Below are 15143 nucleotides of genomic sequence, written 5' to 3'. Positions count from 1 at the left end.
TCATACGACTTTTGTAGTAATAAATAAATCAAGGTAACTTAATAGCGCTCTATAATAGAGTTTTTTTGCTATTATTTACAACAAATGGGCATGACCGGCGATGGTAATGACAACAACAATCGTGCCAGGTGAGCGCACTTTTATCAGCGCAAAAACCTTACCACCACAGGCGTCCGCGGCACTGATTGCCCGGGAAAAATTCAATGACACGTTGCATGAAACGAATAGTGTCGGTCTCATGCTGGTCCAGGCACCGGCAGGCTACGGCAAGACCACCACAACCGCCGAACGCCTGAAGGCGCTGGAGGCGGACGTCGCCTGGTACCGACTGGACGCCCCGGACAATCAGCCCGGCCAGTTTGCGGCTTACCTGGCTCACACGCTGGAAAGCAACCGGCCAGGCACGTGCCCTGATACGTTACGACGGTTAACGACATCCGGCTTTGATAACCTGCAGGAATTTCTGACGCACCTGCTGGCTGAAATGCCGGTAGAGGCCGAACCGCTCTACGTCGTCCTGGACGACTACCACCTGATCACTGATCCCGAAATCCACGAAGCCATGCGCTTCCTGCTGCGCCACCAACCGGCCTATCTGACGATGATCATCCTGACACGCACGGTGCCGCCGATCGGCGTCGCACAGTTGCGCATGCAGGGTCATATGCTGGAGATCAGTGCCCGGGAACTCGGCTTCGATGCCGACGAGGCACAGCACTATTTCGAACAGCGCCTTCCTTACGAAGTCTCGCGGGAAAGCATCGAGCGGGCGGTGCGGCGTGTTGAAGGCTGGGTATCGGCCCTGCAACTCGTCGCCACCAGCGCCGCAACCAGTGTTGCGTTTAACGAAATGGTGGAGCAATTCGAAGACGGGAACCAGTACATTTTCGATTACTTCGACGAATTGCTAGGTCGCCAACTGGACGACGAAGCGCTCGGTTTTCTCCTACGTACCTCCCTGCTCGACCGCTTCAATGCCTTTCTCGCCATGCGCGTAGCGGGTCATCGGGACGGTCAGGCTCTACTCAACCAGCTGATCAGCAAAGGATTTTTCATCATGCCCCTGGACAGCAGCGGGTTATGGTTCCGATACCACCCCCTGTTCAGCGCCTACCTGCGCCATCTCCTCGCCTGTTCCGCCCAGGAGGACGTCACAGCCCTGCACCAGCAAGCCAGCGACGCCTGGCGCGAACTGGATCGCCCGGAAGAGGCGGCCCGCCACGCGGTCAAGGCGCAGGACCAGCAGCGCATCACCCGCATCCTGCTGGACCACGGCCGCGCCTTCTTTACCGAAGGCCAGTTTGCCCTGCTGCAACAGTGTCTGGATGCGCTGGACCCAACCAGCATCGCCGACGAACCGCTGCTGACGCTGCTGCGCGCCTGGGTGGCCCAGAGCCAGTACAAGTTTGACGAGGCGGAACAATGGCTGGCCGCTGCCGAAGCGAAACTCAAGGAACACCTCAGCGAAGACGATTTACGCTCCGTGCGCTGCGAATTCAGCGCCGTTCGCGCCCAGGTGGCCATGAATTTCGGGGATTCCCATACTGCCCTGGGTCAGGCCACAGACGCCATGGAACAGGAAGCCCGATTCCTGCCCACGTCCAAGGTCGCCGCGGCCTCAGTGATGGGCGAAGCCCTGTTTGTGGAAGGTCACCTCAAGGAAGCCCTCGCCCGCATGCAGGACACCGAAACCCTCGCCCGGGCCCACGGCGCCCACCAGAACGTACTCTGGGCACTGTGCCAGCAGTCGGAAATCAACGTGGCCATGGGACTGCTGCAGAAGGCCTATAACGTGCAGGAGCGGGCGTTCCAGTATGCCGAGGAATACCACCTCGACCACCTGCCGATCCTGGAATTCCTGTACCGCATCCGCAGCCAGGTCATGTGGGAATGGCACCATCTGGAAAACGCCGAGCGCTGTGCACTGCAGGGTATCGAGATACTTGAAGCCCAGGGTGAGCGCTGGTACCTGCAAAGCTACACGTCCCTGGCCAAAGTGGCCCAGGCCCGCGGCCGGCAAACGCTGTGCGCCGACTATATCCAGAAGATCCAGAAAATGCTGGCCTCGGGTGAATACCATATCGACTGGGTCGCCAATTCCCACGCCACCATGTTGTCGTTCTGGGACGCCGTCCGTGACCGCGAAGCCATCCAGCGCTGGCTGACGGCCGCGCCGGACTACGCCATCGAGGACGCCACCAACCACTTCCTGCAGTGCAATGCCCGCAACTGGGCTCGGGCCTATTTGAGTCTCGAACAGCCGGAAAAAGCCAGACCCATCCTCGAAGGATTGCAGGCGGTGGCCGAACGCATCGGGCTGCAAATGGACCTGAACCGCAACCACATTGCGCTGGCCCACATGCACTGGCAGTTGGAGGATCGCGAGCAGGCCCTGTTTCATATGCGCGAGGCGCTGCAACTGGCCAGCACGACCGGTGCGGTCGGTAGCTTCCTGCGTCTGGGCAAGGTGCTGATCGTGATCCTGAAAGCCCTGATCAACGACCAACTGATCGATGGCATGGAGCTGCAGCGGGCGGAGCGTCTGATCCAGCTCTCCCAGCAGCAACGGGACTTCAGCCGCGCGATCCGGATCTCGCTGGACGAGGCGATCATCCAGGACATCATCGACCGGCCGGACGTGCCGGAGTTGATCCGCACCTCGCCGCTGACCCGTCGCGAATGGCAGATCCTCAGTCTTATCCACGCGGGGCTGTCCAACGACCAGATTGCCGAGCACCTGAAGGTGGCGGCGACGACCGTCAAGACGCACATCCGCAGCCTGTACCAGAAGCAGAACATTGCGCATCGTTCCGAGGCGATCGAGCTGGCCCGGGATCTGCTGAGCAAGATCCAGGGGGAGTAGAAAACCACCAGGGACGAGGCCCGCATGAGCGGACCTACGCCCCCTCCTCCCCCCGTCTACGCCAGCAAAAAGCGTGTCAGGAGGATGCCCGCCACGCCCCGCACGAGCACCATAGTGTCATCACAACAACAAGGGCGCCGCGGGACCGGTCGGCTGTGTGATCCACGCCACCACAACGTTCACGGACGCCAAAACCGACTTTGTTCTGAGTGAGGCATGATGCAAAAGAATCCCGACTGGTGGCGCGGTGCTGTCATCTACCAGGTATATCCCCGCAGCTTCTTCGACTCCAACGGTGACGGCATCGGCGACCTGCCGGGCGTGACCGCCAAGCTGGACTACATTGCCAGCCTGAACGTCGATGCCATCTGGCTGTCGCCCTTCTTTACCTCACCCATGAAGGATTTCGGTTACGACGTGTCCGACTACCGGGGCGTGGACCCGATCTTCGGCACCCTCGAGGATTTCGACGTGCTGATCGCCGAGGCGCACAAGCGCGACCTCAGGATCATGATCGACCAGGTACTCAGCCACACCTCGGAAGAACACGAGTGGTTCAAGGAAAGCCGGGTCAGCCGCGACAACCCCAAGGCGGACTGGTACGTCTGGGCCGACGCCCAGGCCGACGGCACACCGCCCAACAACTGGCTGTCGGTCTTCGGCGGTTCTGCGTGGGCCTGGGACAGCCGTCGCCGGCAGTATTACCTGCACAACTTCCTGGCCAGCCAGCCGGACCTGAACTTCCATAATCCAGAGCTTCAGGATCAGATTCTCGACGAGGTCCGGTTCTGGCTGGACCGCGGCGTCGACGGTTTCCGTCTGGATGCCATCAATTTCTGCTTCCACGACACGAAGCTGCGCAACAATCCGCCCAGCCAGGCGGTCCAGGAAGCATCGATTGGTGTGCGCAAAGAAAATCCCTACGCCTACCAGTACCACAAGTACGACAAGACCCGGCCGGAGAACCTGGCGTTCCTCAAGCGCCTGCGCGCCCTGCTGGATGAATACCCGGGGACCACGACCGTCGGCGAAATCGGCGACGACAATTCCCTGCAGACCATGGCGGACTACACCAGCAACGGCGATAAGCTGCACATGGCCTACTCGTTCGACCTGCTGACCGAGCAACGCGGCGCGGACTTCATCAAGCATACGGTCGAAGGCATCGAATCCAAGCTGGAAGACGGCTGGCCCTGCTGGGCGATCGGCAACCACGATGTGGCGCGGGTCGCCAGCCGCTGGCAGGCCGAGGGTCCGGAACAGATCAAGCTGTTCATGATCATGATGCTGAGCCTGCGCGGCAGCGCTTGCATCTATCAGGGCGAAGAGCTGGGCATGACCGAAGCCGAGCTGGCCTTTGAGGATCTTGTGGATCCTTACGGCATCAGCTTCTGGCCGGAATACAAGGGCCGCGACGGCTGCCGAACGCCCATGGTCTGGGATGCGATGGCCCACAACGCCGGTTTCAGCGAGGCCAAGCCGTGGTTGCCGGTTTACGAAGAACACCTGAACGCGGCGGTCTCCGAACAGGAGAACGAGCGGCATTCGGTCCTGCAGGCCTATCGGGAATTCCTCGGCTGGCGACGCCAGCAACCCGCGCTGCTTACCGGCAGCATCCGGTTTATGGAAAGCCCGGAAGACACCCTGCTGTTCAGTCGCGAAACCGACGGGCAGCGTCTGCTGGTCGCCCTGAACTTCAGCGACCAGAAAGTGTCACTGTCGTTGCCGCACCCGGCTTCCGCCCTGTCGGATACACCGGCATCGCTGACGGCGGACTGGCGCGGCAGTGCCGTCACCCTGCCACCCCACAGCGCGGGCATCGCCAAGGGTTAAACAGGATCCGGCCCCAAGGCCGGACCGCCATACACTGACAACAAAGACTGAAGACTATGGCAAGCGTCACTCTCAGAAACGTCTACAAGCGCTTCGGCGATGCCGAAGTCACACGCAACGTGAACCTGGACATCCAGGACGGCGAATTTGTGGTCTTCGTGGGTCCCTCCGGCTGCGGCAAGTCGACCCTGCTGCGGATGATCGCCGGACTGGAGGACATCTCCGAAGGCGACCTCTACATCGGCCAGGAACGCGTCAATGACAAGCCGCCCAAGGACCGGGAAGTGGGCATGGTTTTCCAGTCCTATGCGCTCTATCCGCATATGGACGTGGCTGAAAACATGGCGTTCGGCCTGAAGCTGGCCAGCGTCAAGAAAGGCGAGATCGACCGTCGGGTGAACGACGCGGCACGCCTGCTTCAGCTCGACAACCTGCTGCAGCGCAAGCCCAAGGACCTGTCCGGCGGGCAGCGTCAACGGGTGGCGATCGGCCGGACCATCGTCCGTGAGCCAGCGGTGTTCCTGTTCGACGAACCGCTTTCGAATCTGGATGCGTCCCTGCGGGTGCAGATGCGGATCGAGATATCCGGCCTGCACAAGCGCCTGGGCGCGACCATGATTTACGTGACCCACGACCAGGTGGAAGCCATGACCATGGCCGACAAGATCGTCGCCCTGGACAACGGCGCCATCGCCCAGGTGGGCAAACCGCTGGAGCTGTATCACTACCCGGCCACCCGTTTCGTGGCGGGCTTCATCGGCTCACCGAAGATGAACTTTATCGACGGCGACGTGGTGGCAGCCAGCAACCAGGAGGTCACGGTCAACCTGCCCGGCGCCATGCAGATGACCCTGCCGATCAATGGCGGTGCGCTGTCTGAAGGCGAGCGGGTCACCCTGGGGATCCGACCCGAGCATTTTTCGACTCATGACGAGGGCACCGTGGCGATCCAGGGCGCGGTCAATGTTGTGGAACGCCTGGGCTACCAGACGCTGGTCCACCTTGATATAGAAGGCATCGACGGCATCATCACCATGCGGACCGAGGGCACCAATCCGGTACAGGAAGGCGATGCGGTCGCACTGGGCATCAAGCCGGAGATGTGCCACCTGTTCCGTCAGGACGGCACGGCTTGTCCACGGCTCTTCAAGGAGCCGTGCGTCGACCTCTAGTGTCCCGTCTGGATAATTCGTTGACCTACTGCGTACCGCTGACGTCTCTGGTCAAGGCGCCAGCCCGCCGGTGTGGTGGTTCCACATCAAGGGTTGGCAACGCAGGCCCAGAGGCGTCAGCGGTGCGCCCTTCGGGAGCGCCTGAACACTTTGATAGCGGTGTTGCGGCAGCTCGATTTGGAACCACCAAACCTTCGCTACCGCGCCTTGCTCTCAAAGCGTTCAGGCGCTCAGTAGATCAGCGAATTAACCAGACGGGACACTTGGGTTCGACAACCATCTCCTCACACTCTCATCAACGTTTGTCACGTTATTGCCCGCCCCGTGCGGGCCTTTTTTTGTCTGGCGAATGGGTATTGACGGGAACATGACATGGGCAGGTAAGCGGATCTGGGGGGCTGAAACCAATGAACGCCACCGCTTCCGTCGCCTAAGAGGGCCGTCCATGGCCGCTTATGCGACGAGGACATCCTGTCCTCTGCTCCAGCGATGGCATTCATTGGTTTCGAGCGCGCCTCGTGCAAGACGCTCGCAGGGAACAGTATCTCGATACACAACGCCTATGGCCTGTAGGTTGGGCTGACGCAGGAAGCCCAACAAGGAGTTATCCAACGGGCAATGAGATTCACCTAGCGAAGAGCTGCGCAGGAGCCTGAGATTGTTGGGCTTCCTGCGTCAGCCCAACCTACGAAACCGTGCAAACTGGCAACTTAGGTAACCCATCAACCCTGCAAAAAACGCGACGCCCCGGAAACCGCCAACAACAGCCCCGCCAACACCAGAAACGCCATCCCCAGCCCCATCAGCTCGGACAGGAACCCGATGGTTGCCGGCCCCATCAGCACGCCGATATAGCCTAGTGTCGCGACGGCCGGCACAGCCAGGTGCTCGTGCATGGCCGTCTGCTGGCCGGCCCGTGTGAACATCACCGGAACGATGTTGGAACACCCTGCACCCACCAGGGCGCAGCCCAACAAACCGTACAGCCAGGTCGGTGCGAAGGTCAGCAACACAATGCCGCAGGCTGCTACAAAGCCCCCAACCGCCACCACCCGTCCACCACCGAACCGGGCGACAAAACGATCGCCGGTCAGTCGCCCCAGGGTCATGGTGACCGAGAAAGCCGCAAAGCCCAGTCCGGCCCGGGTGACGTCCACATCAAGGTGATCGACAAAAAAGATCGCGGTCCAGTCGAGCATGGCCCCTTCACTCAGGAAGGACACGAAACACACCAGACCGATCACCAACACAATCCCGTGAGGAACAGCGAAGACCGGCCCGCCAGGCTGGCCGGAGTCCGAAAGCAGGCCCGGCGCCGCCAGGAACAGCCCAATCAGCACGAGGCCCACCACACAACTGGCTGCCAATAACGGTGTCGCCCCCAGACCCAGCAAACCGGCCATGCTGGCCGCCCCGATAATGGCGCCCAGACTGAACAACCCGTGAAAGCCCGACATCAACGACCGCCCACTGGCCCGCTCCACCACGATCGCCTGCATGTTCATCGCCACATCCAGCGCGCCAATGCCGCCGCCGAACAGGAACAAGGCAAGAATCAACAGAGGCAGGCTCGACACACTCGCCAGTAACGGCAACATGGCAAACCCGAGCAACGCAGCGGGAATGATCACCCGTCGATAGCCGGCGCGGCTGACCATGGGTCCGGCCAACGGCATGGAGAGGATCGAGCCCGCGCCCAGACACAGCAGGAGCAGGCCAAACACGCCGTCGCCCACCTCCAGGCGGTCCTTGGCATAAGGCACCAACGGCGCCCAGGCCGCCAGGGCAATGCCGGAAATCAGGAAGGTAATGCGCGTCGCCGTCTGGTGCGGTCGACCGGGTGCCTGTTCCATCTCTGCGGAGAGTGAGGACATGGAAAACGTCCCTGTTAGCGATGAGTCAATACGTCGAGCATACCGTGAGTGAGCCACCTCCCCCAGTCCCGCTACCGGCGACACGCGGGCCTGCACCCGACCACAAAAAAGCCCCGGAGCAGCCAGCGGTTTCAGGCGGGTCCGGGGTCGCGGAATCACTCAGTCAGGAAGACGCAACCTTTTTCGCGCAATCGGATGAGCCCGGCTCCGCCGGACTCGCCCAAAATTTTTATTCAGGGCGTATCACTTACCCCTTCACGCCACCGGCGGTCAGCCCGCCGACAATCCATCGCTGGCAATACAGGAACACAGCAGTAATGGGCAGTCCGGACAGCACGGCCGCGGCGGCAAAATCGCCCCACAAATAATTCTGCTCATAGAGATACTGCTGGGCGCCGACGGCCAGGGTCAGCTTGTCCGTATCCACCAGCAGGATCGACGCCATCGGGTATTCCATGATCGTCATGATGAACGCCAGGATGAACACCACCATCAGGATCGGCACCGACAACGGCAACAGGATGTAGCGGAACGCTTGCCAGGTGGTGGCACCATCGACAATAGCCGCTTCTTCCAGGGACCGGTCGATGGAATCGAAGTAGCCCTTGATGGTCCAGATGTGCAGTGCCATCCCGCCCAAAGAGGCGACGATCACCGCGCCGTGGGTATTCAGGCCCAACCAACTGATGTGCTTGCCGATCTCGTTGAACAGCGCGTAAAGCGCCACCAGTGACAGAACCGGCGGGAACATCTGGAAGATCAGCATGGATTTCAGCACAAAGCCCTTGCCGGCAAATCGCATCCGCGCGAAGGCGTAGGCCGCCGTGGTGGACAGCGCCAGGATCAGCAGCGAGGAAATCACCGCGATCTTGATGGAATTCCACAGCCACAGCAGCACCGGGAATGGCGGCTGGACCACATTGCCGGCATCGTCCGTGTAGGGAATGCCGAGCGCCAGGGACCAGTGCTCCAGCGAGGGCACCTCCGGCAGCAGGCTGCCGGTGGCGAAATTACCGCTGCGGAAGGAGATGGAAATCACCATCAGCAGCGGGAACAGGATCAGCGCGATGAAGCACAGCATTCCCAGGTGGGAGGCCAGCACGCGGTATTTCGTTGAACGCGGTTCTACCATTGCCATAGCCGCCTCCTACACCTTGATCTTGGACAGTTTGAGGTTGATCAGTGACAGCGCACCCACCACCAGGAAGATCACCGTGGCGATTGCCGCCGCCAGACCGAAGTTCTGGCCGGAATCCTGGAAGGCAATCCGGTAGGTGTAACTGACCAGCAGATCCGTGGTGCCCGCCGGCGTACTGGCGCCGATGATATCCGGCGCACCGCCGGTCAACAGCGCAATCAGCACGAAGTTGTTGAAGTTGAACGCGAAGCTCGCGATCAGCAGAGGCGCCAGGGGTTTCAGGATCAAGGGGAAAGTAATGTTCATCAGGTTATTGATCGGCCCGGCCCCGTCCATCGCGGAGGCTTCGTACAAATCCCGGGGAATGGACTGCAACAGCCCCATGCACAGCAACATCATGTACGGATAGCCCAGCCAGGTGTTGACGATCAGGATCATCGACCGTGCCATGGTCGGGTCGCTGAACCAGTCCGGGCGGATGCCGAACAGGTTTTCCAGCACCAGGTTGATTTCACCGAAGTTCTGGTTGAACAGACCCTTGAACACCAGGATCGAAATGAACGCCGGCACCGCGTACGGCAGGATCAGCATCGTGCGGTAAAAGCCCTTGCCGCGAATCTGGTCCCACTGCAGCAGGTTGGCCAACAACAGGCCCAGGACAAGCGTGAACACCACCGTGCCCACGGAGAACAGCAGCGTCCAGACGAAAATCTGCATGAACGGCCCGCTGATGCTCGGATCCGTGATCACGCGCTTGTAGTTGTCGAACCCGGCATTGACGGTCCAGCCCGGCACCAGCTTATCGCCATCGGCGCTTTCGTAGAAACCGGTGTCCTGATTGGGGAAATAGGTCACCCCGGTACGGGTATTGGTCAGGGTGTCGTTGCCGGATTTTTCATACAGCGGCTTGATGGTGGCGAACGCCCGCAGGCTGGCCATGGACAGCTCGCGGCCATCCGGCGTCTGCAGCCGCAGTTCGCCCAGCGCGTTGCGCTGCTTGATGATGTCGCGGAAAGCCAACGGCTCACCGGCCGGGGCCGTCGCCGTCGGGCTGACCTCAATCGGCGGCACCTGGCCGTCTTTCAGTTCGAAAGGCGCTGAAACCAGATCGCCCGCGTCGCTCTTGAGGAAAACCACATAGCCGGCATCGGTCTGATACAGGTCATAGTTGTAGCGGGCCGATTCCGACTGATAGGTGCGCGAGAGCAGGTTGTCCTGCACCCGCTCGAAACTCAACAGGTTGCTGGCGCTGTAGTTGGTGAAGCCGATTCCCACGGTGTACATCAGCGGGAAGATCACGAACAGGCCCATCCCGGCCACCGCCGGATAGATGTAGCGATGCGCGTAGAGTCGTTTGCTCACGAAAACGGCCACCGCCGATGCCGTCAGCACCAGGAACAGCATGGCGAATACGAATTCACGCTGGGCATACAGCGCGACGATCAGGTAGAGCGCCATGCCGACCAGTACGGCCAGGACGCCCCACTTCAGGATAGCTCGGGTCATGAAAGGTCTGCTTGCTGTACGCGGATAGGACAGCGTCTCGGTTAACATTGTAGTCAGCCCCGTCAGTTGTTGCCTGGACACCGGCCAGGTCGCCGGCGGCCGGTGGCAGCCATTGCCACCACCGGCCCGAGGCCTTTATCGGGTAATGCGGGTCGCGGCCGTATCCAGTGCTTCCTTGACGGACTGGCGACCGGCCGTGATGTTCTGCAGCGCCGGCGCCATGGAGGACCAGAAGGCGCCCATTGCAGGCACGTTCGGCATCGGTTCACCCAGTTCGGCGTTCTTGAACGTGGCCTTGATGTACGGGTTGTCAGCCGACAGCTCGTCCATCAGCTCCTTGTTGGCCACGGCACCCAGCGGCACGTCGTCGTTGACCATTTTCAGGCCCTTGACCGACAGCGCGTAGTTTTCCAGGAATTCCACGGCCAGGTCCTTGTTCGGGCTTGCGGTATTCAGCGTGGCCGCCATGACGCCCACCATCGGCTTGGGCTTCTGACCGTTGATGGTCGGCAGCGTGGTGACGCCGAAGTTGATGCCGCTCTTCTTCAGGTTCGCCCAGGCCCAGGGACCGTTGATCATCATCGCCAGTTCACCCTTGTTGAACTGGGAGTCCATGGCGCCGTAGTCCGCGCCGCGGGGCATGACGCCCTCGTCGATCAGGGACTTGAGCACTTTGCCGCCCGCGATGGCGCCCTCGGTGTTCACACCGGTATCGGAAACGTCATAACCGCTGTCGGTCTTTTTGAAGATGTAACCGCCATCGGCGGCCAGCAGCGGCCAGGTGAAATAAGTGTTGTTGTAGTCCCACAGGATGGCTTTCTTGCCCTGCTCCGCCAGCTTCTTGTCCAGCGCCGGGATTTCCTCGAAGGACTTGGGCGGGTTGGGGACCAGATCCTTGTTGTAGATCAGGCCGACGGATTCCACCGCCATTGGGTAGCCGTAAACCTTGCCGTCCACGGTAACCGCATCCCAGGTAAAGTCGTAGTTGGCGTCGCGAATGGACTGGGACGGGTTGATTTCAGAGATCAGGCCACTCTGTGCCCACTCGCCCAGGCGATCGTGCGCCCAGATGAAGATGTCGGGACCATTACCGGTCGCAGCAGCCTGCTGGAATTTGTCGGTTGCACTGTCAGGGTGAGCCACTTCCACGGGAATACCGGTTTCCTTGGTAAACCAGTCACCGACTTCCTGCAGTCCGTTGTAGCCCTTGTCACCGTTGATCCAGACAACCAGCTTGCCCTCCTCGATGTCGGCCTGGGCCGGTGCAACGGCACCCATGGTGGTTGCCAGGATGGAGACGGCGAGCGTGCTGCGGATGAAATTGCGGCGATTCATTGTCAGTACCTCTCTGTTCTCTGCCTTATTGTTTTTGTCCCGAGGGCGTCACCCAGGGGGAAGGTCGCTTTTGTCGTTATCGCGATGATCAACATCGTCAGTGAAAACCGCAATGCTGGCATCAGCCCTGTTTTTAATACCCGAGGCGTAGAACGGGGGAGTAGGGGGCGTAGGCGATTTCCGTCTACCCACGGGCACGTCCCTCTGGTTATATCAACCCACAATAAACGGCCGCCTCCACGCCTCGAAACCTTCGCCAAAGCTGCGGGGCGCCGGACAATAACACGCTTCAGGAGAATTGCGATGCGTCTCACTCCTCTCTCCCGTCTGGTGGCCACCTGCGCCCTGCTGGCCGGTTGTGCCGCTCCCGGCACCCAAAGCACCTTCGACAGCGCTGCACAGCCTACCGACAACCGGGCCGGCCAGACCCACCTGTGCGCCACATCGACGGAACAGACCCGCATCCCGGTCGGCGATGTCTTCAGGGACGGCGAGTGGGTCCGGGATGCCTTCTCCGGCAAACGAGCCCAGGTTGAGGACGCCCATGTTTCACTGGCCCCGGCCAAAGACGCCGAGGGACTGGTCATGCTGGAATCCGCCCAGCCGGTGCAACACAGTTTCCAATGGGCCGGAGCCACCGTCTACTTTGTCATTACAGACCGGTTTGCCAACGGACGCACGGATAACGACCACGCCTACGGCCGGAAATCCGATGGCGATCAGGAAATCGGCACCTTCCACGGCGGCGACTTTGCCGGCCTGACCGAGCGTCTCGATTACCTGGAAAAACTCGGCGTGAACGCCATCTGGGTGTCTCCGCCCGTGGAACAGATCCACGGCTGGGTCGGCGGCGGCGACCAGGGCGACTTCCGCCACTATGGCTATCATGGCTATTACGCTCTCGACTTCACCCGACCCGATGCCGCCTACGGCACGGAAGAAGAATTCCAGACGCTTGTGGACCAGGCCCACCAACGGGGCATCCGCGTAGTCATGGACATCGTCATGAACCACCCGGGCTACAGCTCACTGCAGGACATGCAGGATTTCCACTTCGGCGGCCTGTTCGGCGGCTTCGAGAAATACCTGCCGGAGCGCTGGGGCGACTGGCAGCCGGAGTCCTGGGAGAATTTCCACGCCTATCATGCGCTGATCGACTACGACAGCCCCGGCTGGTCCCATTGGTGGGGCAAGGACTGGGTGCGCGCCGGCATCGCCGATTATCCCGACGCGCCCAGCGCCGGCATCGATCCCATCAAAGGGTCGCTCGCCTATCTGCCGGATTTCCAGACCGAGTCAACAAAGGCTGTGGATCTCCCCGACTTCCTGGCCAACAAGGCGGACACCCATGCCCGGAACCTGCCCAACGCGACGGTGCGCGACTACCTGATCCAGTGGCATACGAGCTGGATTCGCCGCTTCGGCATCGATGGCTTCCGCGCGGATACCGTCAAGCACGTCGAGCCGGAAGCCTGGGCCGAGCTGAAAGTGGCGGCGCAGAAAGCACTGGATGACTACCGGGCGAACCATCCGGACAAAGCCCTGCCTGCCCGGAAATTCTGGATGGTGGGCGAAGTCTTCCCGCACTCCGTCACCCGCGATCACTACTACGACGACGGCTTCGACGCGGTGATCAACTTCGACCTGCAGGACAATGCCCTGGCCGGCGCCGAGCGCCTGCCGGACATGGACAAGGTCTACGCCGACTACAGCCAGTCCATGCACGGCGACCAACCGTTCAATGTGATGAGCTACATATCCTCCCACGACACGCGCCTGTTCAGCAGCGAAGCCCACAACGATCCCGAATTGCAGAAACGGGTCGCCGCCGCCCTGCTCTTCACACCGGGCACCGTGCAGGTATTCTATGGCGACGAGTCCGGTCGCCGCGACGGCCCCAACGGCTCCGATCCGCAGCAGGGCACCCGCTCGGACATGAACTGGGATGCCCTCGATGATCCGAAAACCGCCAGCACCCTGGCCTATTGGCGTAAACTGGGCCAATTCAGGGAGGCTCATCCGGCGATCGGTGCCGGACGGCACGAGCGTCTGTCGTCCTCGCCCTACACATTCTCCCGGCAGACGGACGATGACCGCGTGGTCATCAGCTTTGTCCGCCAATAAGACGGAAAAACCAACACAATGTCTGATCTTTACCCTGACCTGATCCTCGGCTTCATGCGCCTGCAGGACTACCCCGAACTGGCCAGACCCGAAGATCTGGCCCGCTGGATCGAAACGCAGATCGATCAGGGCTGTGACACCTTTGACCACGCCGACATCTACGGTCACGGCGAATGCGAGAAAGCCTTCGGCGAAGCGTTGCGCGCCAACCCGGCGCTGCGCAAAAGGCTGCGGGTCATCACCAAGACCGACATCGTCCACGCCAGCGGCGATACCGTGAAGCACTATCGGGCCGAGGCGGACTATGTCAGCGCTGCGATCGACAAGGCTCTGGTGAATCTCAACGTTGAACAGATCGACACCTTCCTCATCCACCGCCCCGATCCCCTGATGGACGCGCCGTCTGTCGGCCAGGCTCTGGAGAACGCAGTGAAAGCCGGCAAAGTTGCCCGCGTTGGCGTCTCCAATTTCCTGCCAGAGCAGTGGCGCTGGTTGCAGGCCAACCTGGATATCCCGCTGGTCTGTAACCAGAGCGAACTGTCCCTGCGCGCCAACAACGCCTTGTCGGACGGCACGATGGAAGCGCACCTGCGGGATAACCTGCACTGGATGGCCTGGTCGCCGTTGGGTGGCGGTGCGCTTGGGAAAGGTGCATTGACAAAAGAGCTCGAGCGATTAACCCGAGAAACCGGCCTGACGGCCACGGCGCTGGCGATTGCCTGGCTGCGGATGATTCCCGGCCAGCCGACGCCGGTGCTGGGCTCCATGCGACAGGAACGGATCGATCAGGCGCGGGCCGGGTTGGCGGTGACGCTACCGCGGACGGACTGGTTTGCGTTGCTGGAGGCGGCTCGGGGTGTTGAGGTGCCGTGAGGCACAACGATCACATGTAACCCCTGTTCCCGGTTTGCGGTGTTACCTATGTTGCCGGTTTGCACCATCCTGCTCCCTCTCCCCTCGCGGGAGAGGGCTGGGGAGAGGGGGAAGCCAACCAATCCACGGACACTATCCAGCGAGGCTTTCGCCTCGTCCCCCTCTCTCCAAACCTCTCTCCCTCCAGGGGAGAGAGGCTTATAACTGCAAGCCTAGAGCTGCCCTGTCAATGTCGTAGATTCCCCCATCTAAAGCAATTTATCGGCAGGCTGAACGCCTGCTCGGAAGCTGAAGCGTCTATATGGTCCCCTCCCTGTTGGTCACTCCCCCAGGTCAGTGAAGAACGGTTGCATTCGCATATCCGGCCTCTTCGTGGAAGCGTTCTGGCTTCCGGGCCCTCATGGGTTCCGCTCATCCTCAACTCC

The 15143-nt window shown here is 61.1% G+C and carries 9 protein-coding genes; 5 read left to right on the top strand and 4 right to left on the bottom strand.

Translation table 11 applies throughout. The features are described from left to right. Nucleotides 1-106: 106 nt before the first annotated feature. The 3 genes from malT to malK all read left to right on the top strand — a co-directional run bounded on the left by malT (nucleotide 107) and on the right by malK (nucleotide 5868). On the top strand, nucleotides 107-2863 hold the full coding sequence (gene malT, locus J3364_RS00045) for an HTH-type transcriptional regulator MalT (RefSeq protein WP_349555698.1): 2757 nt from the start codon (nucleotides 107-109) through the stop codon (nucleotides 2861-2863). Between the two features lie 216 nt (nucleotides 2864-3079). Next, a complete protein-coding gene (locus J3364_RS00040; protein ID WP_349555696.1) occupies nucleotides 3080-4696 on the top strand; it encodes an alpha-glucosidase family protein in 1617 nt (538 codons plus the stop codon). A 56-nt stretch (nucleotides 4697-4752) separates the two neighbouring features. Further along, nucleotides 4753-5868, top strand: coding sequence for a maltose/maltodextrin ABC transporter ATP-binding protein MalK (gene malK, locus J3364_RS00035; protein WP_349555695.1), 1116 nt, complete (start codon nucleotides 4753-4755; stop codon nucleotides 5866-5868). 722 nt (nucleotides 5869-6590) lie between these two features. Here the strand turns inward: malK and J3364_RS00030 are convergent. The 4 genes from J3364_RS00030 to malE form a co-directional block, all read right to left on the bottom strand. After that, on the bottom strand, nucleotides 6591-7742 hold the full coding sequence (locus tag J3364_RS00030) for an MFS transporter (protein ID WP_349555693.1): 1152 nt from the start codon (nucleotides 7740-7742) through the stop codon (nucleotides 6591-6593). 247 nt (nucleotides 7743-7989) lie between these two features. Beyond that, the gene (gene malG / locus J3364_RS00025) at nucleotides 7990-8880 is read right to left on the bottom strand and encodes a maltose ABC transporter permease MalG (protein ID WP_123633542.1); all 891 of its coding nucleotides are present in this window, start codon (nucleotides 8878-8880) and stop codon (nucleotides 7990-7992) included. Between the two features lie 9 nt (nucleotides 8881-8889). Then, complete coding sequence (gene malF, locus J3364_RS00020; protein ID WP_123633543.1) at nucleotides 8890-10386, bottom strand: maltose ABC transporter permease MalF; 1497 nt, start codon at nucleotides 10384-10386, stop codon at nucleotides 8890-8892. 135 nt (nucleotides 10387-10521) lie between these two features. Further along, entirely contained in the window at nucleotides 10522-11721 is a 1200-nt protein-coding gene (gene malE, locus J3364_RS00015; protein WP_203140742.1) for a maltose/maltodextrin ABC transporter substrate-binding protein MalE, read from the bottom strand. A gap of 303 nt (nucleotides 11722-12024) precedes the next feature. Between malE and J3364_RS00010 the strand changes: the two genes are divergently transcribed. Next, on the top strand, nucleotides 12025-13845 hold the full coding sequence (locus tag J3364_RS00010; RefSeq protein ID WP_349555687.1) for an alpha-amylase: 1821 nt from the start codon (nucleotides 12025-12027) through the stop codon (nucleotides 13843-13845). Between the two features lie 18 nt (nucleotides 13846-13863). Continuing rightward, nucleotides 13864-14718: an aldo/keto reductase gene (locus J3364_RS00005; RefSeq protein WP_349555686.1), complete on the top strand. Its 855-nt coding sequence runs from the start codon at nucleotides 13864-13866 to the stop codon at nucleotides 14716-14718. Nucleotides 14719-15143 lie beyond the last annotated feature (425 nt).

Origin of the sequence: Marinobacter sp. NFXS9 (assembly GCF_040148665.1) — a bacterium.
Classification (GTDB): Bacteria; Pseudomonadota; Gammaproteobacteria; order Pseudomonadales; family Oleiphilaceae; genus Marinobacter_A; species Marinobacter_A mangrovi.
Note: the sequence above shows the minus strand (reverse complement) of the source record. Positions and strands in the feature narration are given on the sequence as shown.